General features: G+C 36.8%; 27 protein-coding genes. 17 read left to right on the plus strand and 10 right to left on the minus strand.

The features are described 5' to 3' along the window. Positions 1–42 precede the first annotated feature (42 nt). On the plus strand, positions 43–1,443 hold the full coding sequence (locus D017_RS14455; RefSeq protein WP_035337551.1) for a fasciclin domain-containing protein: 1,401 nt from the start codon (positions 43–45) through the stop codon (positions 1,441–1,443). Positions 1,444–1,592: 149 nt separating this feature from the next. Here D017_RS14455 and D017_RS14460 read toward each other — a convergent pair whose 3' ends face one another. Next, a complete protein-coding gene (locus D017_RS14460; protein WP_035337553.1) occupies positions 1,593–3,617 on the minus strand; it encodes a dihydrofolate reductase in 2,025 nt (674 codons plus the stop codon). Positions 3,618–3,705: 88 nt separating this feature from the next. On the opposite strand from D017_RS14460, the gene D017_RS14465 reads away from it, so the two are divergent. Next, positions 3,706–4,737, plus strand: coding sequence for a GyrI-like domain-containing protein (locus D017_RS14465; RefSeq protein ID WP_035337556.1), 1,032 nt, complete (start codon positions 3,706–3,708; stop codon positions 4,735–4,737). Positions 4,738–4,743: 6 nt separating this feature from the next. Continuing rightward, positions 4,744–5,115 (plus strand): fluoride efflux transporter CrcB, encoded by a 372-nt coding sequence (gene crcB / locus D017_RS14470; RefSeq protein WP_035337558.1) that lies wholly within the window; start codon positions 4,744–4,746, stop codon positions 5,113–5,115. A 32-nt stretch (positions 5,116–5,147) separates the two neighbouring features. On the opposite strand, the gene D017_RS14475 is transcribed toward crcB, so the two are convergent. Further along, on the minus strand, positions 5,148–5,642 hold the full coding sequence (locus D017_RS14475) for a YkgJ family cysteine cluster protein (RefSeq protein WP_035337560.1): 495 nt from the start codon (positions 5,640–5,642) through the stop codon (positions 5,148–5,150). Positions 5,643–5,665: 23 nt separating this feature from the next. Here D017_RS14475 and D017_RS14480 point away from each other — a divergent pair, with 23 nt between their 5' ends. After that, positions 5,666–6,376: a class I SAM-dependent methyltransferase gene (locus D017_RS14480; RefSeq protein WP_035337562.1), complete on the plus strand. Its 711-nt coding sequence runs from the start codon at positions 5,666–5,668 to the stop codon at positions 6,374–6,376. Here the strand turns inward: D017_RS14480 and D017_RS14485 are convergent. Beyond that, entirely contained in the window at positions 6,369–6,899 is a 531-nt protein-coding gene (locus tag D017_RS14485) for a DUF2059 domain-containing protein (RefSeq protein WP_035338330.1), read from the minus strand. The genes D017_RS14480 and D017_RS14485 overlap by 8 nt on opposite strands. Before the next feature lie 43 nt (positions 6,900–6,942). Here D017_RS14485 and D017_RS14490 point away from each other — a divergent pair, with 43 nt between their 5' ends. Further along, on the plus strand, positions 6,943–7,719 hold the full coding sequence (locus D017_RS14490) for a hypothetical protein (RefSeq protein WP_035337565.1): 777 nt from the start codon (positions 6,943–6,945) through the stop codon (positions 7,717–7,719). 74 nt (positions 7,720–7,793) lie between these two features. Here D017_RS14490 and D017_RS14495 read toward each other — a convergent pair whose 3' ends face one another. Beyond that, positions 7,794–9,839, minus strand: a complete 2,046-nt coding sequence (locus D017_RS14495) for a LysM peptidoglycan-binding domain-containing protein (RefSeq protein ID WP_035337567.1) — start codon at positions 9,837–9,839, stop codon at positions 7,794–7,796. Between the two features lie 9 nt (positions 9,840–9,848). Then, the gene (guaA, locus tag D017_RS14500) at positions 9,849–11,381 is read right to left on the minus strand and encodes a glutamine-hydrolyzing GMP synthase (RefSeq protein ID WP_035337569.1); all 1,533 of its coding nucleotides are present in this window, start codon (positions 11,379–11,381) and stop codon (positions 9,849–9,851) included. A 373-nt stretch (positions 11,382–11,754) separates the two neighbouring features. Between guaA and D017_RS14505 the strand changes: the two genes are divergently transcribed. Then, on the plus strand, positions 11,755–12,330 hold the full coding sequence (locus D017_RS14505) for a hypothetical protein (protein WP_035337571.1): 576 nt from the start codon (positions 11,755–11,757) through the stop codon (positions 12,328–12,330). A gap of 13 nt (positions 12,331–12,343) precedes the next feature. On the opposite strand, the gene D017_RS14510 is transcribed toward D017_RS14505, so the two are convergent. Then, positions 12,344–12,778, minus strand: coding sequence for an Lrp/AsnC family transcriptional regulator (locus tag D017_RS14510; protein WP_035337574.1), 435 nt, complete (start codon positions 12,776–12,778; stop codon positions 12,344–12,346). Between the two features lie 108 nt (positions 12,779–12,886). Here D017_RS14510 and D017_RS14515 point away from each other — a divergent pair, with 108 nt between their 5' ends. The 6 genes from D017_RS14515 (at position 12,887) to D017_RS14535 (ending at position 15,672) form a co-directional block, all read left to right on the plus strand. Next, a complete protein-coding gene (locus D017_RS14515) occupies positions 12,887–13,309 on the plus strand; it encodes a hypothetical protein (RefSeq protein ID WP_035337576.1) in 423 nt (140 codons plus the stop codon). A gap of 135 nt (positions 13,310–13,444) precedes the next feature. Further along, positions 13,445–13,603 (plus strand): lmo0937 family membrane protein, encoded by a 159-nt coding sequence (locus D017_RS15300; protein ID WP_035337578.1) that lies wholly within the window; start codon positions 13,445–13,447, stop codon positions 13,601–13,603. A 29-nt stretch (positions 13,604–13,632) separates the two neighbouring features. Beyond that, entirely contained in the window at positions 13,633–13,773 is a 141-nt protein-coding gene (locus D017_RS15435) for a hypothetical protein (RefSeq protein WP_013749540.1), read from the plus strand. A gap of 437 nt (positions 13,774–14,210) precedes the next feature. Then, a complete protein-coding gene (locus D017_RS14525) occupies positions 14,211–14,603 on the plus strand; it encodes a cupredoxin domain-containing protein (protein ID WP_035337581.1) in 393 nt (130 codons plus the stop codon). 81 nt (positions 14,604–14,684) lie between these two features. Beyond that, the gene (locus tag D017_RS14530) at positions 14,685–15,383 is read left to right on the plus strand and encodes a hypothetical protein (RefSeq protein WP_035337583.1); all 699 of its coding nucleotides are present in this window, start codon (positions 14,685–14,687) and stop codon (positions 15,381–15,383) included. A gap of 1 nt (position 15,384) precedes the next feature. Further along, a complete protein-coding gene (locus tag D017_RS14535) occupies positions 15,385–15,672 on the plus strand; it encodes a hypothetical protein (protein ID WP_035337586.1) in 288 nt (95 codons plus the stop codon). Here the strand turns inward: D017_RS14535 and D017_RS14540 are convergent, their stop codons facing one another. The 3 genes from D017_RS14540 to D017_RS14550 all read right to left on the minus strand — a co-directional run bounded on the left by D017_RS14540 (position 15,673) and on the right by D017_RS14550 (position 18,523). Further along, entirely contained in the window at positions 15,673–16,566 is an 894-nt protein-coding gene (locus D017_RS14540; RefSeq protein WP_035337588.1) for a tetrahydrofolate dehydrogenase/cyclohydrolase catalytic domain-containing protein, read from the minus strand. Positions 16,567–16,642: 76 nt separating this feature from the next. Continuing rightward, complete coding sequence (gene ffh / locus D017_RS14545; protein WP_035337592.1) at positions 16,643–17,971, minus strand: signal recognition particle protein; 1,329 nt, start codon at positions 17,969–17,971, stop codon at positions 16,643–16,645. Between the two features lie 300 nt (positions 17,972–18,271). After that, the gene (locus D017_RS14550) at positions 18,272–18,523 is read right to left on the minus strand and encodes a type B 50S ribosomal protein L31 (RefSeq protein WP_035337593.1); all 252 of its coding nucleotides are present in this window, start codon (positions 18,521–18,523) and stop codon (positions 18,272–18,274) included. Between the two features lie 181 nt (positions 18,524–18,704). Here D017_RS14550 and D017_RS14555 point away from each other — a divergent pair, with 181 nt between their 5' ends. From D017_RS14555 to D017_RS14570, 4 genes are all read left to right on the plus strand, one after another. Continuing rightward, complete coding sequence (locus tag D017_RS14555; protein ID WP_035337596.1) at positions 18,705–19,244, plus strand: DUF4199 domain-containing protein; 540 nt, start codon at positions 18,705–18,707, stop codon at positions 19,242–19,244. Between the two features lie 9 nt (positions 19,245–19,253). Next, positions 19,254–20,195 carry a glycosyltransferase family 2 protein gene (locus D017_RS14560; RefSeq protein WP_035337598.1) on the plus strand — a complete coding sequence of 314 codons (942 nt, stop codon included), beginning with the start codon at positions 19,254–19,256 and terminating at the stop codon, positions 20,193–20,195. An 88-nt stretch (positions 20,196–20,283) separates the two neighbouring features. Next, positions 20,284–22,011, plus strand: a complete 1,728-nt coding sequence (locus D017_RS14565) for a phospho-sugar mutase (protein WP_035337601.1) — start codon at positions 20,284–20,286, stop codon at positions 22,009–22,011. A gap of 34 nt (positions 22,012–22,045) precedes the next feature. Beyond that, the gene (locus tag D017_RS14570) at positions 22,046–23,881 is read left to right on the plus strand and encodes an ABC transporter ATP-binding protein (protein WP_035337604.1); all 1,836 of its coding nucleotides are present in this window, start codon (positions 22,046–22,048) and stop codon (positions 23,879–23,881) included. Between the two features lies 1 nt (position 23,882). Here the strand turns inward: D017_RS14570 and D017_RS15060 are convergent, their stop codons facing one another. Next, positions 23,883–24,590, minus strand: a complete 708-nt coding sequence (locus tag D017_RS15060; RefSeq protein WP_152023910.1) for a hypothetical protein — start codon at positions 24,588–24,590, stop codon at positions 23,883–23,885. A 245-nt stretch (positions 24,591–24,835) separates the two neighbouring features. On the opposite strand from D017_RS15060, the gene D017_RS14580 reads away from it, so the two are divergent. Beyond that, on the plus strand, positions 24,836–25,891 hold the full coding sequence (locus D017_RS14580; RefSeq protein WP_035337607.1) for a VWA domain-containing protein: 1,056 nt from the start codon (positions 24,836–24,838) through the stop codon (positions 25,889–25,891). Positions 25,892–25,948: the final 57 nt, after the last annotated feature.

Raw genomic sequence — 25,948 nt, forward strand, 5'->3', positions numbered from 1 at the left:
CTCATTATAGCTTTGTGTTAAACAAAATAAAACTACATTACTATGAAAAATTTAATTAGCATTACAAAATTAGCGTTTATTGCATTAACGCTATTAGTTACAGTTTCTTGTAACGATGATGACGATAATGGTAACATTATTGAAGGAGAGAGCAACACTATTGCAGACTTTGTAGCAGGTAATGAGAATTACAGTTCTCTACTAGCCGCTTTACAGCGCACCAACCTTGATGCTACACTAGCAGGAAGTGGAACATTTACCGTATTTGCACCTGATAATGCAGCCTTTGAAACATTTTTAAACGGAGCAGCTCTTGAGGATGTAGATGACGCAGTATTAACCCAAGTACTATTAAACCATGTACTTAATACAACAGTAACTTCTAGCGAACTATCAACTGGATACGTAAGTAATCTTGCTACTGAGCCTTCTTCTAACGCAAACATAAGTTTATATGTAGATACAACAGATGGTGTTGTGCTTAATGGACAATCTACAGTAACTACTGCAGATATAGTAACAGATAATGGAGTGATACATGCTGTAGATACAGTAATTGATTTACCAACTGTGGTAACATTTGCCACTACAAACCCAGCTCTCACATCACTCGTTGCAGCCCTTACAGATGAAGGTAATACAACATTTACAGATTTACTTAGTGACACAGAAGCAGACTTTACAGTCTTTGCTCCCACTAACGATGCTTTTGGAACATTTTTAGGAGATAATACCCTTGAAGATGTAGATAATGAAGCACTAGCACAAGTATTATCAAACCACGTAGTACCAGGAGCTGTAGCGATATCATCTACTTTAAGTAATGCATACGTTAATACCGCAGCTACTTTTGAAGGAAATGATGACGCACCAATAAGCCTTTATGTAAACACAGATAATGGTGTATCATTAAACGGAAGCTCGAATGTAATTATAGCAGATATTGTAACTGTAAATGGAGTAATACATGTAGTTGATACCGTAATCGGACTTCCAGACATCACAACATTTGCTACTGCAGATCCTAACTTTTCTACACTTGTTGCAGCATTAACTGCAGATGAATCTTTTGGGTATGTAGCTGCATTGCAGACACCTTTTGGAACGTCACCAGCACCCTTTACTGTATTTGCTCCAACTAACGATGCTTTTGGAGATTTACTAGCAGACTTAGAGTTAGAGATGTTATCAGATATTCCTACAGAAACTCTTGCTGCAACATTAGAATTGCATGTGATTCCTAATTCAAATGTAAGAGCAGAAGACCTTGCAGATCTTGATGGTACTGCAGTAACTCCATTAGGAGGAGCAGATGTGACTATACAAGCAGATCCTGCAGCGGTTATTGACCCAGATGGCGATGCAAATCCAATAGTTGCTACAAATGTACAAGCTACAAATGGTGTAATACACGCTGTAAGTAGAGTACTAAGAGATTTATAAAAATAAACTTACCCAACTATTTAAAATCTCCACTGCAATATATAGCAGTGGAGATTTTTTTTGATATTACATTATAAAAAAAACCTCCCATCTTTTTCAAGACGGGAGGTTTTAGGTATCACGCTTTCGCGAAAGCGTACTTATTACACTTAATCTAAATGACCGTATTTGCTAGAATAATCAAGCATTTGATTTTCGAAGCTTTCTGGTTGCTCTATAGTAAAGCCAGTAATTTTCTCACCTTCCATTTGCGGAACGATTACAGGATTTACAAAACCACTGTAAGGTGCGCTTTTAAACTGGCTATTACGATCAAGTACTTCCTTATGTATGTCCTGATCTACTTTTACACCATAATTCTCTACAAGTGCCTTTGCAGCTTCATAATCACCTTCTGAAGTGATGCGCTGTGTCTCTCTCAGTAATTCTCCAAAGATTGCACGAAGTTTCTTGTAATCTGTGATATTAAAGTAAGTCTTACCATCACGAGTTACTTTCTCAATTACATTCTCATTTGCACCACGCTCAAAAGCCCAAGCACTAACCCACTGACGATTAACCATATGCGCTTCTTCTACATTATCTCCTAGCTCAAGGCGTATAAGTTGCGTCATCAAACCATTACGGATGTAGCCATCATAAGCAGCCATTCCTGTTTTTTCCCAGTCTTCTACTAATCCAATTTCTTGAAGTTTTGGATCCATAAGATAGTATAGCCCAAAAAGATCTGCGCGTCCTTCTTCTATAGTAGATTTGTAACGTTTAAGTGTTTCCTTAGGAGTTCCTACTCCTTTATTAATCTGTCCAGAGGCATGACCTACTACTTCATGTAAAGCTGTGTGTAACTTATCGCCTAATTGTCCATATTGCTCTTCTAATGCTATCTCCTCTTCGTCATGTGCAAACTCTTTAAGACGTCCAGATCCACCAGCGTTGTTGTAAGCATTGATTATGTTACCTAGAGAAACCGATTTACTACCATGCGTCTGGCGTATCCAGTTATTGTTAGGCAAGTTTACACCTATAGGCGTAGATGGTGAGGCATCTCCTGCTTCTCCTGCTACAATCACTGTTTTGTAAGACACTCCTTTTACTTCCTTCTTCTTATGCTCTGGCATTAATGGTGAGTTATCCTCAAACCATTGTGCATCTACAGATAGTGCTGCCATCTTTTTTGACATATCAAAATCTTTAATTTGAACTATAGTCTCATAAGAACCTTTATACCCTTTTGGGTCATTGTAAACTTCTATAAATCCGTTAATCCAATCTATATTTCCTTCTGTAGAAGTTGCCCAAGCGATACAGTAATCATCCCAAGTATCGAGGCTTCCTGTCTTGTAATATTCAATAAGCAGTCCTAAAGCTTTTCCTTGCTGCTCATTTTCGGCAACGGTTTGGGCTTTTTCTAACCAACCGATTATATTATCTATAGCCTCGCCATATAATCCTCCACTCTTGTACACTTGTTCTACAAGCTTACCGTCTTCTTTTACAAGGCGCGTGTTGAGTCCTTTTTCTATAGGCTCATTTTCATCTACTTTAATCGCATCATAAAATGCTTCTGCCTCTGCTGTAGTTACATCTGGGCCATAAAAGTTAATCGCGCTTTCTAGTACGATATCAACATCTTTGGCTAGGTTTACTTTCTTGCTATCCTTATCATTAAAGAGTACTTCAAAAGCTTCTCCTTCTAATGTTGCTCCACTTTCGGTAAGTAGTTGTTTCAAGTAATCCTGAGAAAAATCAGGTTTCATCTTAGCATTACTGTAATGATGGTGTATACCGTTTGCAAACCATACACGCTTCATGAATGTTTCAAACTGCTCCCACTCTTCTCCGGTTTTTGAAACCTTGTCAGATGTATAAATTGTCTCCAGAGCGTTTCTAATCTCAAGATTGTGACGGTAATTTTGAGCCCACATGATATCACGTCCAGCAAGTCCTGCCTGTGTCATGTAGTACACCAGCTTTTGCTCTTTAAGTGTTAGGTCTTCAAAACCTGGTATCTGGTAACGTAATATCTTGATATCGGCAAACTGGCCTACTGTAAAATCAAAATCTGTTGTTGTTGTTTCCGCTTTCGCGAAAGCGTTATCATCTTTCTTTTCTTCTCCACATCCTACTGCGAGAACCGCTGCAATTGCTAGCGTATATATTCCTTTGTAACTCATAAGTTATGTAATAATTTGTGCACGTAAATATAGGGAAATTCCACACGATGAATTTTGTTATCTTTACTGCAAAACCAAACTACCTCCAATGAAATTTTTAAAATTTTTACTCTTCGTTATTCTTATTGTTGTTATTGCTGGAGCTATATACTTTGGTACTCAAGATGGTACTTATCAAATAGAAGCAACAAAGGAAATTAATGCCCCACGAGAAGTGGTTTACGATATTGTAAACGAATACAAAACATGGGAAGATTGGGGTCCTTGGAAAAAAGAAGAGCCTACTATGGTTTTTAATTACAGTGATAAAACTTCTGGTGAAGGAGCTTCATATAGCTGGCAAGGTGAGGTAGATGGTAGTATGACTACAACAGAAGCTGTGCCTCATAATTCTTTAAAACAAGACATGACGCTACAAACACCAGGAGGTGAACGTAAACCAGAGGTGTACTGGACTTTTGAGACTACAGAGCAGCTTGCAACCATAGCTACATGGGGAATAAAAGGTGAGCATACACTTATGGATAAAGTATATTTTGCGTTTACAGGAGTTGACTTTGAGGCCGATATGCAAGAAATGTACGAGAAAGGACTTACTGGTCTTGAGGAAGCTGCTCGTGAGGAAATAGGAAAATATGAAATCAATATAGATGGAATCACCCAATACAGTGGAGGGTTTTATCTTTACAGAACTACTTCTGCCAAAGCTTCTTCTGTACCTACTATCATGTCTCAAAATTATAATGGCATCTCTACATTTATGTCTGAAAATAATATTGCAGTAACTGGGATGCCTTTTACTATCTACAATGAGACATTTCCTAATGGTGATGTTATTATGACCAATGCATTACCTGTACGTGAAAAGATCATTGTAGCTGGAGATACAAACGTTTTTAGCGGTTACATGCCTACCGTGACTGCCGTTAAGGTAACACTTCGTGGCAATTATATAAATCTAGGGGAAGCATGGACTACTGCCATGAAACATGTGAAAGATAAAGGATATACTCTTTCTAAGGAAAAGCCTTTTGAAGTCTACGTGACAGACCCTCAAGATCATCCTAATCCGGCAGATTGGATTACGGAAGTTTATGTACCTATTGAAGATTTAAAATAAACATCCTTGAAAACTTTAATACTCGTTTTTATAGGTGGTGGTACGGGAAGTATTGCAAGATACCTTTTAGGTAAATTTATAAATGACCCTAGTTCTGGTATACCTTATGGCACATTTGCCGCAAACATTATAGGCAGCTTATTGATAGGTCTTATTTTAGGATGGGCACTTAAAAATAACACACTCAATAGCAACACCACATTGCTACTAGCAACAGGTTTTTGCGGTGGCTTTACCACCTTCTCTACTTTTGCTTATGAGAATCACGTACTTCTTAAATCTGGAGATTTTATGACATTTGCGCTGTATGCTATTGCAAGTTTTGCACTGGGTATTCTTGCAGTGTTTGGAGGTATGGAACTAGCTAAGAGCTTTTAAGATATATAGCTGTTTACTTCAAAGTATATTAATTACACTTTGATTCTTTTTTTCATCTCCTCTACAATATTAAAGGCAGCTGGACACATCTTTATGTTCTCCATAGTGAGCTTAGAAATTTGCTGAAATTTCTTTCTATCCGTATGAGGAAACTCTCGACAAGCTTTAGGCCTTACATCATAGATAGAGCAATAATTATCTGCTCCTAGAAATGTGCATGGTGTTTCTTGCAGGACATAATCCTTCTCTTCATCGATACGTAAATACGTCTTAATAAAGTCAAATTCCTTCATGCGGAAGTGCTTTGAGATACGCTGGATATCCTTATCTGTAAAGAGTGGTCCCGTAGTTTTACAACAGTTTGCACAAGAGAGACAATCTGTTCTTTCAAACTCCTCTTCATGGAGTTCTTGCATGATGTAATCTAACTTTTTTGGAGGTTTACTGCGTAGCTTTGCAAAGAACTTTTTATTCTCATTCTGCTTATCTTTGGCAAGCTGCGGGAGGGCCTTAATAAAATCTTCCATGACGCAAAGGTAATCATAAAGCTATGGCAAAAGAGGTAGATATTTTTGGGGCTGCGCTCCAGGATTTTATTGATAACAAGTACACAGAAGATATCGTGGTGCACTCCTCTATTGCAGAAGATGATGTAATCCCCGTTCCTTACTTATTTAGGCCATTTGAAGAGATGCCAGCCATAGAGCAACGAGCATTATCACTTTCTAAGGGTGCCATACTTGACATAGGCAGTGGCGCTGGCAGCCATAGTTTATGGTTACAAGAACAAGGTCTTGATGTTACTGGAATAGATATAAGTGAGGGTGCTGTTACGCTTTCGCGAAAGCGTGGTTTACAAAAAGCCGTAAACTCTAATATTCTAGAACATAAAGGCAGCTACGATACTCTTTTATTACTCATGAATGGCACTGGAATTTTTGAACGTATATCAAAAATAGACAGCTATTTACAACATCTTAAAACATTACTCAACAAAGATGGGCAGATACTTATAGACGGATCAGACATTGCATTTATGTTTGAGGACGAAGATGGAGGTTTCTGGATGGATACACATCGTGATTACTATGGAGAAGTAACATACTCGATGAGCTATAAAGGAGCGCAGAGCTCTAGCTTTGACTGGCTTTATCTAGACTATGAAAGACTTGCATGGTATGCAAAAAAAAATGAGCTCAATTGTGAGCTCATTTTAGAAGGTGATCATTATGAATATTTAGCAAGGCTTAGCCTTACATAGTATATCCTTTTTCGGCAAGTTTATCTACCATCATTCTGTATAGATCTCTACTCCAGATTTCTGATATTTCACCAATATTTTGAGCAATATCTTGTTCGGCTGTTAGTATTTTTTGTCCTGTAGGTGTATTATAAAATACAGATACTTCTTTTTGCTGTTCGTAATCCAATGCAGTTTTGTCTATTAGTATTTGACGTCCAGCACCTGTTTCATAAAAAGCGAGCATATTCTGTATATCCTCCTGATTATAGGTTCCTCTATATGCAGAAACCAGCATATTTAAGATACGATCTACTTGTTTTGGCGTTTCTGTCTTTAATTCGTTCCACACAGCGTCTGGAACATTCTTACTAGCGTATTGATTTTTTAATAAATCAAAAAGACCATTAGTTGCGTTACTATACTGATCTGCAGTACCATTCACTTGAAAATATCTCAAAACTTGCTCGTGGTAGGTTTTCTCCTGTGAGTATCCAACTAAAGAAGTAAAGAGAAATACGGCTATAAATATTTTTTTCATCATTTTTGTTGTTATAATAAGGGCATAAATATAGAACATTATACACATGAAATCATTGAAACAGCTTGCATTTTTAATACTATCACTTATTTTTATTATAAGTTGTGACGATGATGACCCAACCACAATATCATCTGACCCAGCAGAAAATGCTGCAAATAAGCAACCTCTAGGAACCTCTGCAAATGAATTGCTATCTAGTGATGAGTTTACTAGCCTACGGGTTGAGATTGCATATCCTGCGGGTTTTAGACCAACAGATAGCACTATAGAATTATTAATTCCATTTCTAGAAGAGCGACTTAACAAACCAGATGGTATTACAATCGTAGAATCTACAATCACAACTGATACCGAAGGCCCTTATGACATAAATGAGATCGTGGCCATAGAAGATGCAAATCGATCTGTTTTTAATAATGGTGATGAGATAGGAGTATGGTTATTCTTTTCTGACGAAAGTAACCCTACTGACACTGATACTTCTGTGGTATTAGGCACTGCCTATAGAAATACCTCGATGGTTATCTATGAGAAAACACTAAAAGATATCAGTGAGAATACAATAACTCCTGGAAATAGAACTGCGATTGAAACAGGTACTATACGTCATGAGTTTGGTCATATTTTTGGACTTGTAAACGGTGGGACACCACTAACCTCAGATCACCATGACGAGGAAAATGGTAGACATTGTAGCGTAGAAGATTGCTTAATGTATTTTCAAACCGTTACTACTATCTTTAATACTAGTAATACAGCATCACTTCCTAATTTTGACGCGTTATGCATTCAAGATTTACAAGCAAATGGAGGATTATAGAATTTTATCCTAGCAACTAAAAAAGGGATTGACTTACGTCAATCCCTTTTTTAATCCAATGTAAATAAATCAATTTATTCTTCTACAAATGGCACTTCTTCAAGTTCTAATGTATCTGTATATTTCATAAGATACACGGCATTGTTTGAAAAGCCTCCTTTAGCTCTTGTTCCATACTTGAACTTATTTTCCACATAATCTGTCTCCACACCAGTAGCTGCTGCAGCATATAAGTCTGACGAGTATGCAAGACGTAGTAGTGTGTCATACATAACATCATAACCTCTTATTGCTGCCTCACTAGGACTTACACCATACATCGTCTCATAACTGTCAATAAAAGCCTTTGCTTTATTGTACGCATACTCTTTTTCTACAGATGGGAAATGGAAAGCGAGATTCTTTAGGTGATCATGCTGTATCTCATCACTATCATAAGCATTACCCCTGTTTGTAGTAAACATTACAACCTTAAGAGCACCTAACTGGCCATTAAGACTAGTAGTTACACTACTAATTAATGGCACATCATTAGTCTCTACAATTACCCAGTTTTCTAGTTCGCTAGAAAGTTGTGATGGTATATCATCTGGATATAGATAATATCCTTTATCGTTAGAACGAGGAGTTACCGTCTTAAGATTTGGAAAAATAGCTCTCAATTTTGACAATGTTGAGCTATTTTTCTTATCTGCTATTACCACGATATTTTTACCAGATCCATTAGCCTTTAAATAAGAAAGCATCTTTTTACTTAACAAGTTATCCTCTGGTCTTGACACAAAAATGTTCTTTCTACCAGCTACCTTGTTAGACATAGGTGATATCACGGGTATGTTGCGTGCATTGAGAAGTGATGACACTCTATCTATATTATTACCTAAAAGCGGTCCTATTACAGCATTAACCCCAGAAAAATCATTTGACTGTATAATAGTTTCTACTTTGCGTGCATTTGTTGCCGCGCCATCTTTACGATTGTATGAGGTATCATAGGTATCTACCGTAGTAGAAATACCAGCTTTTTTTGCATCTTGAACTGCCATAAGCATACCACTGTATAAGTCTAATGATAGTCTAAGAATACGATCATCTCTAAGTAAATTTTCATTTACCTCTGTATTCCCTGTATTTACACGCCCCACTCCAAAAGGAAGCATTACAGCAATACGTTTTGGTGAGAAGTCTGTTAATTGATTGAGCAAAGATCCTTTTTTACCTTCTAGAATGGTAACCTCAGGATTCCCTTGGTTTTCTGCAACGGCCTGTGTAGGCGTGCCAGATCCTGGGCTTCCCTTAGGCACTTTGAGAATCATACCTTCCTTAAGACCTTCGTCTAGTGCAGGGTTTAATGCTATCAGCTCGTCTGCTTCTAGCTTAAAAATGCGTAACAGGCTATATAGTGTATTTCCCTTCTGTACTTCATAAAAGGCATACTCATCATTATCAATGATAGTACTTTTTGCAAAATTTGCTTTAGGAACCCTAAGTTCATCCCCTATCTTTAGTCCATCTCTAAGCGACGGATTTGTACTTTCAAGCTCTGCTATAGTAATTCCATACTTTCTAGCAATTCCGTACTTAGTCTCTTTTGCAATTACATTATGCGTTATGTATGACACCTGTGTTTCTGGTAAATTTACCACCGCATCTGGCGTGCTAGCTTCTGAATAATTAACAGGTATGCGTAGCTTATCACCTTTGCGCAACACTTCGCTATATAAAGACTTATTAAAACGTTTTATCACATCTTGAGAAACGCCATACTTTTTAGAAATGCTATAAAGTGTCTCTTTGCGCTTTACCTTGTGCGTCTTAAACTTTAAGTTGTCTTGATCAACGGTCTCTGTTTTATTTACAACAGTTGCTGTAGATGGCAAGATTAAAACTAAGCCTTCGTAAACCTCCTCACGAGCATCTGGATTGAGTCTTGTGATATCTTTTGTGGTTATACCATACTTATCGGCTATATCATTTAGTGTTTCACCAGCTTTTACTTGGTGGGAAACAAACTTTTGAACAGTAGCAGTATTGCTAGATAATGTAGCTGCTGGTGTTGAGCACGCTTTCGCGAAAGCGCTAAAAACAACAATCGCAATTACAGTAATATATTTTTTCATAGTTAAGAATTATTCCCACTCAATAGTAGCAGGTGGCTTAGAGCTTATGTCATAGACTACTCTATTAACGCCTTTTACCTTATTAATTATATCGTTAGACACTTTTTGTAAAAATTCATAAGGAAGATTTACCCAGTCTGCCGTCATTCCATCTGTACTCTCTACAGCTCTAAGTGCCACACATTTTTCATACGTGCGCTCGTCACCCATTACTCCTACTGAGTTTACTGGCAATAACATAGCACCTGCTTGCCATACTTTATCATATAATCCCCACTCACGTAGACCGCTAATAAATATATGATCTACCTCTTGTAAGATACGTACTTTCTCTGCGGTGATATCTCCCAGAATTCTAATCGCAAGACCAGGTCCTGGAAAAGGGTGTCTTCCTAAAAGTTCTTGTGATAAACCCATGCTCGCTCCTACTCTACGCACCTCGTCTTTAAATAACATTCTTAAAGGCTCTACTACTTGAAGTGTCATATAATCTGGTAATCCACCTACATTGTGGTGAGATTTTATAGTTGCACTAGGTCCTCCCGTTGCACTTACAGATTCAATTACGTCTGGGTAAATAGTACCTTGACCTAACCACTTTGCATTTTCTACAAGTTTACTCTCGTCATCAAATACTTCTACAAAAACGCGTCCTATAGCCTTACGCTTAGTCTCTGGATCACTCTCTCCTTCTAGCGCTTCCAAGAAACGTGCCGAAGCATCTACACCCTTTACATTAAGCCCCATACCTTCGTACTGCTTGAGAACTTGAGTATATTCATCTTTACGTAACAATCCATTATTTACAAAAATGCAGTATAAATTCTTGCCTATTGCTTTATGAAGTAATGTAGCTGCAACAGTACTGTCTACACCTCCTGAAAGTCCTAAAATCACACGATCATCATTAAGCTTTGCTTTTAGATCTGCAACCGTAGTATCCACAAAGGCATCTGGTGTCCATGTTTGTGCTACTCCTGCAATTTTTACTAAGAAGTTTTCTAAAATCTGCTTTCCATCTGTAGAGTGATATACTTCTGGGTGAAACTGTATTCCATAAGTTTCTTCCCCCTCAAGTTTATATCCGGCATTTTCCACATCATGAGTAGATGCTATGCGCTTTGCTCCTGCTGGTAATTTCTTGATGGTATCACTGTGACTCATCCATACCTGACTACCTGCAGAAACACCTTCTAAGAAAAGTTCGCCTTCGTCTACCACTGAGAGTTTTGCTCGCCCGTACTCACGAGTGTTAGATTGTCCTACCTCACCATCATAAAAGTGAGCTAGGTATTGCGCTCCGTAGCAAACTCCTAGAAGTGGCTTTTTACCTTTTATTTCTGAAAGGTCTGGATGCGGAGCATCCTCACCTCTTACAGAATGCGGTGATCCAGATAGGATTACAGCTTTGTAAGAAGACAAATCTTTAGGCGGATTATTAAATGGCTTTATCTCGCAGTATATATTTAATTCTCGCACTCTACGTGCTATTAACTGCGTGTATTGAGACCCGAAGTCTAATATGAGGACGTTATTTTGCATAGACAAAAATAGTATAATTTGACAGAGTACCTATAAAGACAAAAGGAGAAATATTAGGATTTTTTTTTAGAGCGCTTTTAGTATTTCTGGGCATTTCTTACAATAGCTTAACTATGCCATAAATTCAACAATAATCATGTAACTCTGTTGATGATTTAATAACTATCAATAATTTAAAACATAAGATCTATAGCCACCAGTAATTAAAAAGACCCTCTAATCGGATTTTTTTATCGACTCAACGAGAAGTTGTAAGGTATCGTAGAGAGTCGATTTTGACGATAATAAAAAGTCTAACTTTGGTTATATATGTCTTCCTCTCATTATAAAATTATACAGTAAAGGTCATATAAACAATGTAATATTAAGCGCTATGACCGAAGATGAAAACAATCGCTATGACAAAGGAATTGATGAGTGGCGTAAACTTCCAGTTTTTAGACAAGGTGTTGTAATCCTGCATCTAGTGGAACATATTATAGAAGGTATAAAACTAGAGGACAGTAATCCTAACTCTCAATATAAGAAAGCATTATACCAGCGCTATACAGAGCAAATGATGGAAAATGCTTTACTCATACCATCTGCTATCGCCACTGCTCATGGGGTAGATCTTTATGACCTCAAAATGGAGAATGCCACTGTAGTTAGAAAGGCAGCTAGAGAAATTATTCAAGACTCAAAAGGCTTACTAGCCTCTGGCTATAAAGATGTAGAATATCTCGATTTACTAGGAGATGCCATTGAGATGCTCAGACCTATCTTTGCACGATGGGTACAAACTTTTGATATCGCACAGTATATTATTGATAGATGGGGCCTATTTAATCCACCAGGTATAAATTTTGATGATCCGGCTCAAGCAATGAGCTCAGATTTCAATTCATTTTTAGACAACCTAGATGAAGATGAGGACTGGGACGATAATGACGAGAAGGACTCTCAATAATAGCACCTATTACTTATTTGAGAATGGGGTTTTGAGCAACAACATGTGATAATACGATTTGTGTTTTTGACTCTCCGTAAGAAATAACTCTATCTATAAATTGCTCAAGGTGCTTTTGATTGCGCAACACGACTTCCATCACGATATTTTCATTACCAGTAATACGATAACAATTTACCACCTCTTCCCATCCTTTTACATTTTCTAAAAAGGGTTTCAATTTCCCCATAAAAGCTCTAATCGTAATAATTGCCTTAAGTTGATATCCTAGCGCTTCTTCTGATACTTCTGCCTTATACCCTAGTATTATTCCTGAGTCTTCCATCTTTCTTATGCGCTCCCCCACAGCAGGAGAACTAATTCCCACCTGAGTTGCGATTGCAGTATTAGACTGTCTTGCATTTTCTTGTAAACATTTTAAAATACGATTATTAAGTGCATCTACCATACAATTTAAACTTAAGAGCTAAAAATACAATTTTATTAAAGCAAAAAACCTCTTTTGCTTAATAAACCAAATTTACAATAACCATTCTAATTGTATTTTTACTTTACGATGAAAATAGTACAAGAACCTAAACTTCAACAATCTTTTGATATAAAGCGTCTTGCTTTGTACAATGAAGCTATGGATCTTTTTACGCTTTCGCGAAAGCTTTCTAAAGGAAATTTGCAACAAAGCATTTTAAACTGTCCTTCAGAAAAAGAGCTGGCCACAAACCTATCTGAGTTTATTTCGCACACAGCATTATCACTACCCATGTCTATTGCTGAAGCCTCTATAACAGCAGACTATTCTAAAAAGCTGCACTTTCAAAAGCATATAGAAGAGCGTATTAGCCAACTTTCAAAGCTTTGCAAAAAACTAGAAATACTTTATCGTAATCGCTGTCATAGTGTACAACAGCTAGCACATACTGCTCACAAACTCGAGACAGGATTTAAAAAATGGTCTTTACAATTGACTAGACAGAACTAGTGCCTCAAGGACACTAAACTCTTTAAAGAAAATTGTCAATACATTAAGAGGGCTATGTTAAATAGCGTTAAGCAAATACTTCAATCTCAGTAAGCTAACTACTTTTAATATCAAATAACTATAAAACCAATTGTTATGAGAGATATTATATCACTTATTGTAGTACTTCTAATTATAGGCTGGCTCGTAGGCTATTTTGGCTTTGGAGATGCAGTTGGAAGTTTAATTCACATCTTACTTGTACTAGCTGTAGTAGGTATTCTCTACAGACTAGCCACTGGAAAAAAGTTATAAAAACAAATTAATCAATAAACCATAAAACAATGACTAAGAAATTTTTAACACTAGCAGCAATTGCAATTTTCACACTTTCATTTTCAAGCTGTAGAGAAAAAACTACTGGTGAAAAAGTAGGAAACGCAGTAGAAAATGCAGTAGATGATGTAGAAGACGCAGTAGACTAGCATCATTAAAAAGTTAAATAGAAAAGCCTTTCCATAACGGAAAGGCTTTTTTTTGTTTCCACTGTTTACAAATGAAATGCTCTTAGCATTTCTTTTCCAGACAGTTTTTAAAATGAGGGATTCATTTAGGAAACTCGTTGCATTCTATTTATCAATCTCAAATGACTCAATCCATTTGAGAACCACTATATAAATTTATATACGTTAGAAAGAATGTGTTTGGATTACTCAGCATAAAAAAAGTGCTATTCACAATTGACTTACAACTAGTTACCACCTAATCAAAAAAATATCGCTATTGAAATGTAAGCGTTGCCATAAAGCTCCGTCCAACCGAGCATAAGAATTTCAAATGATAAAGCTTTAGTGATCACTATAACCATCATGAAATTACTAAACTGATTTTTAAAAAACATTTACGTTCAAAATCCAATACAATGAAAAAAATAATTTCAATTTTCGTACTTATCTTAACAGTAACTTTCTCTGCACAAGCTCAAGATAAAATGATGAAGGAGAGCTCAAACAAAGTAATCGCATTAGAGCAAACTAAAGGAGAGTTTACTCAAAAGCAAATCGTAGTAAGTGAAGGTACTTACACATTTTCAATTGCAAATAACAATGTAGGTACAGATGTAGGTTTTGTTTTAGTTCCTAAAGGAAAAGATATTTCTAATCCAGAAAATCACATCAAAACTGCTTATGTAACTGCAGTAGTACCTAACAATACGACAGGAACTTCAAACGTTACAAAACTCACTAAAGGCGAGTATGTTTACTTCTGCCCACTTAACAAGACATCTACAGACAACGTTCTTGTAGTACAGTAATCTATAATAAATATAGCAAAGCCTTGTATAATCTTATACAGGGCTTTTTTTTAGTTATTTTTGTAATTCAAAAATAACACTATGAAATTATACTCAATGCTTCTAGCATCTTCTCTAGTTATCTTAAGCTGTAAAGAGGAGAATACTACTTCTACAAGGGATACAAACAACTTAAAAGTTGAAGCTACATTTACACCAACCACAGAAGCAGAAAAAATTGCTTATGCAAACGGTCTTGCAAACTGGAAAGATGTAAAGCAACTTGACTTTACATTTAATGTAGATCGCAACGGCGCTACTGTAGCAAGTCGTTCATGGTCTTGGAAACCAGTCACAAATGATGTGACTATGATTGCCGCTGGAGATACTATTTCATACAATCGTGCTACCGTAGACAGCACCTCTATGCAAGCAGACCAAGGGTTTATAAATGATAAATACTGGCTTCTTGCTCCTTATCAACTTGTTTGGGATGAAGGAACTTCAATAAAAGTAACCGATAGTGTAATGAGTCCGCTTTCGCGAAAGCAAACTAAAAAACTCACTCTTCTCTACGGAAATGAAGGAGGTTACACACCAGGAGATGCCTACGACTTTTACTACGGAGATGATTATGTAATTACCGAATGGGTTTTTAGAAAAGGAAATGCTACAGAGCCTTCTATGATTACAACTTTTGAAGGTTACAAAAATATCGAAGGGCTCTCTATAGCAACAGATCACAAGAGTGAAGATGGTAGCTTTAGGCTATACTTTACAGATGTAAACGTCATCAAATAATATGAGCTTTACACAAAAAAAGAACAGCCCAAAGTGGAACTTAATCACTTTGGGCTGTTTTATTATCATCTGTACCGCAATGCTCTACTATGGCGATTATGGTACGCTAAGCAAGAACGCAGCTTCGGTTGCTGGGATTCCACTTATTCTAGGAGTTGCAACAGCTTTGCTATATGTTTTATCAAGATTAATTGGCAAACGATATAACTGGATTATTACTATCCTAGGAATTATGAGCATGCTCATGATTGCGATTCCTATTTTCTTTGGAGCCGCAAGAAATGCCTAATTACTTTTTCTTAGACATCGCTCTGTGACGCTCACGTGCAAGCAATGTGTTTTTAAGTAGCATTGCGATAGTCATAGGCCCTACTCCTCCTGGTACTGGCGTAATAAAACTCGCCTTTTTACTTACAGGCTCAAAGTCTACATCACCAGTAATATAATATCCTCTCTCACGAGTTTCATCTGGTACACGAGTGATTCCCACATCTACAATTACAGCTCCATCTTTTACCATTTCGGCTTTAAGAAATCCAGGAACTCCTAGTGCAGTAATAATGATATCTGCTTGCGATGTAATTTGCGTTATATTCTTAGTATGACTGTGTGTTAAGGTAACAGTAGAGTTTCCTGGGAAGCCTTTACGCCCCATTAATATACTCATAGGTCTACCTACAATGTGGCTACGTCCTATAACCACGGTATGTTTTCCCTTAGTCTCTACACCGTAGCGATCCATAAGCTCAAGGATACCAAAAGGCGTTGCAGGGATAAATGTACTCATATCAAGAGACATCTTTCCAAAGTTTGTAGGGTGAAAACCATCTACATCCTTATCTGGATCTACTGCTAGTAATACTTTTTGAGTATCGATCTGAGGTGGTAGTGGTAGCTGCACTATAAAACCATCGATATCTTCGTTCTGGTTAAGCTCTTCAATTTTATCTAGTAATTCAATTTCACTAGTAGTGTTTGTCATGCGTACCATAGTAGACTCAAAACCTACACGCTCACAAGCACGTACTTTGCTCCCTACATATGTGAGAGAAGCTCCATCATTACCTACAATCACAGCAGCAAGATGAGGAACCTTCTCACCATTTGCTTTCATTTTATCAACTTCGGCTTTGATTTCGTTTTTAATGTCATTTGATGTTTTCTTCCCGTCAAGAATAGTCATAGGTAATAGCGTTATGGTTTAGTTTGTATTTGTAAAATTAAAAAGGCACCCGTTAAGGCGCCTTTTTAGGATAATTTTATTTCATTTGATTCATCATCTGCATCATCTTGCGGCCTCCGCCTCCTTGCATCATTTTCATCATCTTACTCATCTGATTAAATTGTTTGAGTAGCTGATTTACTTGTTGCACAGATGTACCAGAACCTTTCCCTATACGTTTTTTACGACTGGCGTTTATCGTAGCGGGATTTTCACGCTCACTAGGCGTCATAGAGTGTATGATTGCCTCTATATGCTTAAAAGCATCATCATCTATATCTACATCTTTGAGCATCTTTCCGGCACCTGGGATCATTCCCATAAGGTCCTTCATGTTACCCATTTTCTTTACTTGCTGTATTTGTTTTAAGAAATCATCAAAACCAAATTGGTTTTTTGCAATCTTCTTTTGCAGTTTTCTAGCTTCTTCTTCGTCAAACTGCTCTTGAGCTCTTTCTACAAGAGATACAACATCTCCCATTCCAAGAATACGATCTGCCATACGCGAAGGATAGAATACATCTATCGCCTCCATTTTCTCCCCTGTACCTATAAACTTAATAGGTTTGTTTACTACAGATTTAATGGAGATTGCTGCACCACCTCTAGTGTCACCATCTAGCTTTGTAAGGATAACACCATCAAAGTTAAGGATATCATTAAAAGCTTTTGCTGTATTTACAGCATCCTGACCAGTCATCGAGTCTACTACAAAAAGTGTCTCTTGTGGTTGTATTGCAGTGTGTACATCTGCAATTTCTTTCATCATTGCCTCATCTACAGCAAGACGACCTGCTGTATCAATAATTACTACGTTGTGACCGTTTGCTTTTGCAAAAGCAATACCATCTTGAGCAATCTTGATTGGGTTCTTCTCATCACGATCAGAATATACATCTACCTTGATCTGATCTCCTACTACGTGTAGCTGATCAATTGCTGCTGGACGGTATACATCACAGGCAACTAGTAAAGGTTTCTTTGTTTTCTTGGTTTTAAGGAAGTTTGCAAGCTTACCTGAGAAAGTTGTCTTACCAGAACCTTGTAATCCTGACATTAAAATAATAGACGGTGTACCAGAAAGGTTAATTCCAGCTGCATCACCTCCCATTAATTCTGTAAGCTCGTCTTTTACTAGCTTAACCATTAACTGTCCAGGCTGGAGCGTAGTTAATACATCTGCTCCAAGAGCTTTTACTTTAACACGGTTTGTAAATTCCTTTGCTGTCTTAAAGTTAACATCTGCATCTATAAGAGCACGACGCACTTCCTTAAGCGTCTCTGCAACGTTTACTTCCGTAATGCTACCGTGACCTTTGAGTACGTGTAGGGCTTTATCTAACTTATCACTTAAATTATCAAACATAGTTATCTGCTATTGTAAAGGTTGCAAATTTAAGTATTTGTAGTGGTTTATCAGTCGTATAATAATTACAGATTATATAAAAATGTCTATAAAAATCATAACAACCAGAACCAGACTACTAGGGTTACAAGTATAATTTAATCACACTTGCCCTTGTCCCACTCAAAAATAACACTGTAGTAAAGTACTACTGCCTATCTATACAACAAACCACCGAAGCATTAACACCACCTACTTAACTATTACAAATAAAAAAAGCCTCCTAAAAAGGAGGCTTTGTACTTAAATAAGAGCAAGAAATTACTTCTTGAACTTAGCGTATTTGTTTTTGAACTTATCAATACGTCCAGCTGTATCTACAAGCTTAGCTTTACCTGTATAGAATGGATGTGAAGTTCTAGAGATTTCTAATTTTATTAAAGGATACTCAGTTCCTTCGATCTCAATAGTTTCTTTAGTATCTGCAGCAGATTTTGTTAAGAACACCTCATCATTAGACATGTCTTTAAATGCTACTACTCTAAAATTTTCTGGGTGTATATCTGCTTTCATTATAATCGTACTTAAAATTATTCTATTTTTCGAGGTGCAAATTTACACAAATTTTAAAAACGAACAACTATTTTTTAAAATAAATATCACCTATTTCACGAAGTTACGATTTTTCTACGCTCGGTGTAACGATATTGTATATTTGTGTACTAACTGACCATAACACAAAACAACCATTATTATGATATTAGAAGACAAACCAACATCTGCAAAAGATGTAATGCTCAAATTTGGTCTAGTACTAGGTATACTAGCCATTCTCTTTAATGTAATATTATACGTAACAGATAACTTCCTTGCCCCTCATTGGTCATTAGGGGTTCTCAATTTTGTAATGACAGTCGTAGTTATTATTCTAGCTTTAAAAGCGTTTAAAGAAAGTAACGGAGGTTTTTTAAAACTTGGACAAGCGATTAAAATTGGCTTAGGAGTATCACTAATAGCAGCACTTTTAGGTGCTCTATGGGTTCTCGTACTCACTCAAGTTCTGGAACCTAATTACTCAGAACTAGCACTTGATGCGCTACGTACTCAAATGATTGAGATGTATCCAGACATGACAGACTCACAAATTGATCAGACTATTTCTTTTCAAGAACCTTTTACTAAGATTGGCTTTATAATTCCTATTGCTATCATGTTGTCATTATTTTTCGGCTTCATTATCTCTTTAATAGGAGGTTTAATAATGAAAAAAGAAAACCCATACGCAGACGCTTAAAAACTATTTATGCAAATATCTGTTGTCATACCTCTACTTAACGAGGAAGAATCACTTAAAGAACTACACCATTGGATTTCAGAAACTCTGGAAACCAATGGTTTTTCTTATGAAATCCTATTTATAGATGATGGAAGCACAGATGGTTCTTGGGAGGTGATAGATACGCTTTCGCGAAAGCATGATAACATCAAAGGAATTCGCTTTAACCGCAACTACGGTAAATCACAAGCACTACACGCAGGTTTTGAAGCTGCCGAAGGTGATGTGATTATCACTATGGATGCAGATTTGCAAGATAATCCAGAGGAGATTCCAGATTTATACCGAATGATTACTCAAGATAAGTATGACTTAGTCTCAGGATGGAAAAAGAAACGTTACGACTCTGTCATTGCAAAAAATTTACCTAGCAAACTCTTTAACGCAGCAGCGAGAAAAACTAGCGGACTCAAACTACACGACTTTAATTGTGGTTTAAAAGCCTACAAAAAAGAAGTAATAAAAACCGTAGATGTATATGGCGAGATGCACCGCTACATCCCAGTGCTTGCTAAGAATGCAGGATTTTCAAACATAGGTGAAAAAGTAGTACAGCATCAGGCTCGTAAGTATGGTGAGACTAAATTTGGTATGGAGCGCTTTTTAAATGGCTTTTTAGATTTACTCACAATTTGGTTTTTAGGAAGTTTTGGAAAGCGACCTATGCACCTTTTTGGAGCCTTAGGTGTACTCATGTTTGTAATAGGTTTTGGATTTGCCGGCTATTTAGGTGTAGATAAACTATTTGTGAATAGAGCTGGTAGACTTATTACGGAGAGACCACAATTTTACATCTCACTTGTTGCGATGCTTATAGGTATTCAACTATTTATTGCTGGCTTCTTAGGAGAACTTGTACTAAGATCAAAACGTGATAAAAAGAGATATAATATTAAAGAGACTATATAACACGTAGCTCACCACGTAGACAACAATCGTGGGAGCTTTACAAATTATAACAAAATCGTATTTTTGTTAGTAAACAACACTTATTCTTATGGTATACCACGATCCCGCTATTTTAGAGAAAGCAAATGCATGGCTTACAGCAACCTTTGATGAGGAAACTCAGCAAGCCATTAAAGAAAATATCGCTCACAATCCAGAGGAGCTAGCAGATAGTTTCTATAAGAATTTAGAATTTGGTACTGGCGGTATGCGCGGTATCATGGGAGCTGGGACTAACAGAATTAATAAATATACACTAGGAAAAAATACTCAAGGTCTATCTGACTACTTGCACAAACAATTTCCTAATAAGGAAATAAAGGTCGCTATTGCTTATGATTGCCGTCATAATAGTAAAGAACTTGCCCAAGTGGTTGCAAATGTATTTTCGGCAAATGGGATTAAAGTTTTCTTATTTTCTGATCTAAGACCTACACCAGAATTGAGTTTTGCTGTGCGTCATCTAGATTGCCAGTGCGGTATTGTACTCACTGCAAGTCACAACCCTCCAGAATACAACGGTTACAAAGTGTACTGGGAAGATGGTGGACAACTTGTGCCACCACAAGATGCCGAAATTATAGCTATGATTGAGGCGCTTGACTTTAGTGCCATAAAATTTGAAGGAAATGATTCCCTTATTGAACTTGTCGATAAGGATGTAGATAAAGCTTTTATAGATGCAAGTGTTGCAAATGTATCTTTTGGTCTTACTAGTAAAACAAAGAAGGACCTCAATATTGTATTTACCTCACTACACGGCACCTCTATCACGCTCGTTCCAGATACGTTGAGACAAGCTGGTTTCACCACACTTAATATTGTAAAAGAACAGGAGGTTCCAGACGGTAATTTCCCTACAGTGGTTTCTCCTAATCCAGAAGAAACTGCCGCTCTTAAAATGGCGCTAGAGCTTGGTGAAGAAAAAAATGCAGATATAGTCATAGGTACAGATCCAGACTGTGATCGCCTAGGTATTGCTGTGAGAGGTGATGATGGCAAGCTTACCATTTTAAATGGTAATCAAACTATGATCTTGATGACAGATTATTTATTAGAACGCTTTCGCGAAAGCGCAGATCAACACCCAGCACCTTTTATAGGAAGCACCATTGTGTCTACACCTATGATGGATGTACTTGCAGATGCTTATAATGTAGAATGTAAAACAGGACTTACTGGCTTTAAATGGATTGCCAAAATGATTGTGGATTACCCTAACCAGCACTTTGTAGGTGGTGGTGAAGAAAGTTTTGGGTACATGGTAGGTGATTTTGTAAGAGATAAAGATGCCGTGACCGCTACCCTACTCGCCTGTACGATTGCTGCGCAAGCAAAAGAACAAGGACAAACACTGTTTGAAAAACTGAAGTCGCTGTACGTAAAACACGGTTTTTACAAAGAAACACTCATTGCCCTTGTAAAAAAAGGACAATCTGGCGCAGAAGAAATCAAGCAAATGCTCAAAGATCTTCGCCTAGAGCCTATGAAAGAAATTAATGGAAGTAAAGTGATACGTGTAGAAGATTACCAATCGTCTACTAGTCGTGACCTGCTTACGGGAGAGACCACTACCATTGATGTTCCTAAGTCTAATGTGCTTATTTTTTATACAGAAGATGGCAGCAAAGTGGCAGCACGACCAAGTGGTACAGAACCTAAAGTAAAGTTCTATATAAGTGTAAATGATCCGCTAGCTTCGCTGAGTGAATATGACACAATTTCTGCTTCACTAGATAAACGTCTTGCTGGTATAAAAAATGTATTAGGCGTTTAAACAACTCAATAGTTCGCGCAAGCGGAAACACCCTATGGAATATTTTAAGAAGATTCTCAAGTTTGCCATTCCTTATAAGAAATACGGATTTTTAAATATTTTGTTTAATATTTTATATGCTCTTTTTGGTACGTTAGCTTTCGTCTCCCTTATACCCATGCTTACAGTGCTGCTTAAACAAGTAGATCCTGTGAGAATAAGACCTACTCTTGAATCTTCTAGCAGCTTAAAAACCTTTCTAGATGACTCTCTTAACTACTTTATCAATACGCAAACTGATCTGCATGGAGACGTTTATGTATTGGGTATCATGGTTGGCCTTGTCATTGTGACCTTTTTATTAAAAAACGTCTTTGGATACCTAGCAAACTACTTTATCACATATCTTAGAAATGGAGTACTTAAAGACATTCGTAATAAGATGTACAACCGTATTGTCCATCTTAACTTGAGTTTCTACTCAGAAAAAAGGAAAGGAGATACTATTGCAAGAATCACCTCTGATGTTCTTGAAGTACAACATTCCTTTTTATCGATACTAGAACTTTTCATAAGAGAACCTCTCACTATTCTATTTGCGATAGGCACTATGTTATTCATGAGTGCACAGCTTACTCTGTTTGTTTTTATTTTTATTCCTGTAGCTGGATTTATAATTTCAAAAATCGGAAAAAGTCTCAAAAAGAAATCAGGTCAAGTACAGACAGAACAAGGATATTTCTTGTCCCTCGTAGAAGAAACACTAGCCAATCTTAAAATTATAAAAGGATTTGCAGCCGAAGATAGAATGGAAACCAAGTTTCAAACCTCTACTAGCAATTTTGAAAAATACAGTAATACACTTACACATAGGCAAAACTTAGCATCTCCCGTAAGTGAGTTTCTGGGAATTACAGTTATCGGAATCTTATTATGGTACGGTGGTAATATGGTATTAGATGGTTCTGGAGGATTAGATGGTGCTCAGTTTATTGTTTATATGGGTTTAGCTTACCAAATTTTAACCCCTGCAAAGGCAATAGCAAAAGCAAGTTATTCCGTTAAAAAGGGAGACGCTGCCGCCGCTCGTATTCTAGAAGTTTTAGAAACTGAAACAATTATAAATGATAACCCAAAAGCTGTTAGCAAAGATACTTTTAACAGTCGTATAGGTTTAGAGGGCATCTCTTTCAAGTATGATGAGGAAAGTGTACTCAAGAACTTCACACTCAATGTAAAGAAGGGACATACTGTAGCCCTAGTAGGGCAATCTGGTTCTGGAAAAAGTACTATTGCAAATCTAGTTACTCGTTTTTATGATGTTAACAAAGGAAACATAAAAATAGACGATACAGATATAAGAGATATTTCTAAAAAATCCCTACGTAACCTCATGGGCTTAGTCACTCAAGACGCTATTCTCTTTAATGATACCATACGTAATAATATTAATCTAGGTAAAGAAAACGCCACTGACCAAGAAATTATTGATGCATTAAAAATTGCCAATGCATGGGAGTTTGTAAAAGACCTTCCAAAGGGGCTTGATACTAATATAGGCGATAGTGGTAATAAATTAAGTGGAGGGCAAAAACAACGCCTCTCTATTGCTAGAGCGGTTCTCAAGAATCCACCTATTATGATTCTAGATGAAGCTACCTCAGCATTAGATACAGAAAGTGAACGACTCGTTCAGAAAGCGCTAGAAAACATGATGAAGAACAGAACTTCAATCGTAATTGCTCACAGACTTTCTACCATTCAAAATGCAGATGAGATTGTAGTTATGCAAAAAGGAGAAATTGTAGAGCAAGGAAAACATCAAGAGCTTATTGATAAAAAAGGTATGTATCACAAACTAGTGTCGATGCAATCTTTTGAAGAAGCTTAGACTAGTCGTTTTCTTTTACGATGACAACGGTTGCTGTGTATCCAGATGCTAGAAACCAAGTGTTTGAAGAAATCACCTTTTTCATATCGTCATACATTACAAACTGTGCTGTATTTGCTCCTACTGAGCCTTGATTAAGTGCCTTAATTTCTATTTTATTAAATCCTTTTTTAAGATCGAGATAAAATCCTTGAAACTGGCCTTCAAGAAATATTCTAGGATGCACAATCGTATCATTGACACTCACACTCACTAGATCTCCATCTACAGCGCCGTGATCTCTATACGTAAAGTTTACAAATTTAGAACCGCTTTTAAAGTCTCCTAGATTTTGGTTTCTAAAATATTCTGGACGAAGTTTTTCTATATCTTTTTCTTGAGACTTATTCATCTTATTCTCTAGAGCAGTATACGTTTTCTCTGCAAAGTCGGTGCCTTCCATAAAATTGATCTCTCTTTTCTCATTTGATTTAAAAGGATCTTTAAGCTTTACTTTGCTCTTAAAAATAAGGGAGCCCGACTGTACATCACTGCTCTTTTCCCGTGCCATAGGTGCTATAAACACAGGCGCTGGTACATCATTAGGCTGCTTCCCTTTAATTTCTATAGAGGCACTAGGCGCATCTATTTGAGCCTGTACACTTAGAGTAACCAAGAGTAAGGCTAATAATGGAAGGGCTTTTATTGATATGGAAAAAGTAGTTTTCAAATAGTAAGTGAGTCGATGTAACATTTTAAAATTATGGCTTCCATGCATATTTACCATAAAGTATGCCATTGTTTCTTAAAAGTACGCTTTCGCGAAAGCGTACCAGCAAACAAACGCATTCAAAGATAAAATATTTGAAATTTATAGCTCAATATATCAGTTGGCAAAATTTCTTGTTCATTACAACATATTAAGAAATAAATTAAAATGTAATGCGTTCTTACCTCATCAAACAAATGATATTTATGAAACTACGTGCACTACTTGCTATTTTTATCTTAGCCTCCTTGTCTTTTTCTTGTAGCTCAAGAGATGATGATGGAAATAGCGCAACAGATATAGATTGTCTTAACTTAGGAACCCAAGAACTTGATATTACGATACAAGAATCGTTTACAACATTACCTTCAAAGGTGTCGGTATTCTTTAAAGTAAACGGTAGCGACGGAAGTCCTGTGGCAGGGTTAACGCCTTCTAATTTTACGATTTTTGAACAAGGTCGTAATGATGATTGCTACAATGAAATTTCAAATTCTGAGGCATCAGGGGTTATATCTCCAAATGCTCAAATTTTTTCAAATAATACATTACTAGTTTTAGACTTAAGTAATAGTGTATTGAGCACAAGCTTGCAAGAGCTTAAACAAGCTTCTAGCAGTTTCATATCTAATGTGATGCCAGCAATCTCAACAGATTCTTTTAAAATGGCTATTTACTGGTTTGATGGAGAAGATGTTCTTCATGAGCTACAACCACTTACCACGAGTGCTGCTGTACTTCAAGAAGCTATAGATGGAATTACAGAAAACATAAGCAATGATCCTTCTACAGATTTATATGGAGCCGTAATTAAAGCTTCTGAAATCGCAAATAATATTATTGATACTTCTGAAAATGAAGAACTATTTGCTGCAGCATCTGTCGTAGTTTTTACAGATGGAACAGATCAAGCAGCAAGATATACAGAACAAGAGGCGGTAGATGCAGTTTCAAATGCAGATGATGATATAAGCTTTTTTACTATAGGCCTAGGCTCAGAGATAGATGAAGGCATACTTTCTAAAATAGGACAAACAGAAAGTGTTTTTGCAGCTGATGCTGCAGAGTTAGAGTCTGTATTCAATGATATTTCTAATGGAGTAGCAGGACAAGCAAATAGCTTTTACTTGTTTGAATACTGCAGCCCAAAACGTGATGGAAGTGGGATGAGTAATCTTGTAATTCAAGTAATTAATGGCGGGCAAGATGGTCTAGTGCAAACTTCTTTTGATGCAACAGGATTCACTAGTGGTTGTGAATAGGTATTTAAACCCTTTAATTTGAGTACTTAATCGATATAAAACGCATATTTACAGATT

Source organism: Dokdonia sp. PRO95, from assembly GCF_000355805.1.
Lineage (GTDB): Bacteria > Bacteroidota > Bacteroidia > Flavobacteriales > Flavobacteriaceae > Dokdonia.

Excerpts from the sequence above, each read along its gene's own strand:
- D017_RS14495 (WP_035337567.1), bottom strand. The coding sequence starts at position 9,839 with ATGAAAAAATATATTACTGTAATTGCGATTGTTGTTTTTAGCGCTTTC.
- D017_RS14475 (WP_035337560.1), bottom strand. The coding sequence starts at position 5,642 with ATGGAAGATTTTATTAAGGCCCTCCCGCAGCTTGCCAAAGATAAGCAG.
- D017_RS14565 (WP_035337601.1), top strand. The coding sequence starts at position 20,284 with ATGGTATACCACGATCCCGCTATTTTAGAGAAAGCAAATGCATGGCTT.
- D017_RS14560 (WP_035337598.1), top strand. The coding sequence starts at position 19,254 with ATGCAAATATCTGTTGTCATACCTCTACTTAACGAGGAAGAATCACTT.
- D017_RS14535 (WP_035337586.1), top strand. The coding sequence starts at position 15,385 with ATGAGCTTTACACAAAAAAAGAACAGCCCAAAGTGGAACTTAATCACT.
- D017_RS14525 (WP_035337581.1), top strand. The coding sequence starts at position 14,211 with ATGAAAAAAATAATTTCAATTTTCGTACTTATCTTAACAGTAACTTTC.
- D017_RS14455 (WP_035337551.1), top strand. The coding sequence starts at position 43 with ATGAAAAATTTAATTAGCATTACAAAATTAGCGTTTATTGCATTAACG.
- D017_RS14465 (WP_035337556.1), top strand. The coding sequence starts at position 3,706 with ATGAAATTTTTAAAATTTTTACTCTTCGTTATTCTTATTGTTGTTATT.
- D017_RS14530 (WP_035337583.1), top strand. The coding sequence starts at position 14,685 with ATGAAATTATACTCAATGCTTCTAGCATCTTCTCTAGTTATCTTAAGC.
- D017_RS14460 (WP_035337553.1), bottom strand. The coding sequence starts at position 3,617 with ATGAGTTACAAAGGAATATATACGCTAGCAATTGCAGCGGTTCTCGCA.
- D017_RS14580 (WP_035337607.1), top strand. The coding sequence starts at position 24,836 with ATGAAACTACGTGCACTACTTGCTATTTTTATCTTAGCCTCCTTGTCT.
- D017_RS14510 (WP_035337574.1), bottom strand. The coding sequence starts at position 12,778 with ATGGTAGATGCACTTAATAATCGTATTTTAAAATGTTTACAAGAAAAT.
- D017_RS15435 (WP_013749540.1), top strand. The coding sequence starts at position 13,633 with ATGACTAAGAAATTTTTAACACTAGCAGCAATTGCAATTTTCACACTT.
- D017_RS14480 (WP_035337562.1), top strand. The coding sequence starts at position 5,666 with ATGGCAAAAGAGGTAGATATTTTTGGGGCTGCGCTCCAGGATTTTATT.
- guaA (WP_035337569.1), bottom strand. The coding sequence starts at position 11,381 with ATGCAAAATAACGTCCTCATATTAGACTTCGGGTCTCAATACACGCAG.
- ffh (WP_035337592.1), bottom strand. The coding sequence starts at position 17,971 with ATGTTTGATAATTTAAGTGATAAGTTAGATAAAGCCCTACACGTACTC.
- D017_RS14570 (WP_035337604.1), top strand. The coding sequence starts at position 22,046 with ATGGAATATTTTAAGAAGATTCTCAAGTTTGCCATTCCTTATAAGAAA.
- D017_RS15300 (WP_035337578.1), top strand. The coding sequence starts at position 13,445 with ATGAGAGATATTATATCACTTATTGTAGTACTTCTAATTATAGGCTGG.
- D017_RS14505 (WP_035337571.1), top strand. The coding sequence starts at position 11,755 with ATGACCGAAGATGAAAACAATCGCTATGACAAAGGAATTGATGAGTGG.
- D017_RS14555 (WP_035337596.1), top strand. The coding sequence starts at position 18,705 with ATGATATTAGAAGACAAACCAACATCTGCAAAAGATGTAATGCTCAAA.
- D017_RS14550 (WP_035337593.1), bottom strand. The coding sequence starts at position 18,523 with ATGAAAGCAGATATACACCCAGAAAATTTTAGAGTAGTAGCATTTAAA.
- D017_RS14490 (WP_035337565.1), top strand. The coding sequence starts at position 6,943 with ATGAAATCATTGAAACAGCTTGCATTTTTAATACTATCACTTATTTTT.
- D017_RS14485 (WP_035338330.1), bottom strand. The coding sequence starts at position 6,899 with ATGATGAAAAAAATATTTATAGCCGTATTTCTCTTTACTTCTTTAGTT.
- D017_RS14515 (WP_035337576.1), top strand. The coding sequence starts at position 12,887 with ATGAAAATAGTACAAGAACCTAAACTTCAACAATCTTTTGATATAAAG.
- D017_RS14540 (WP_035337588.1), bottom strand. The coding sequence starts at position 16,566 with ATGACTATTCTTGACGGGAAGAAAACATCAAATGACATTAAAAACGAA.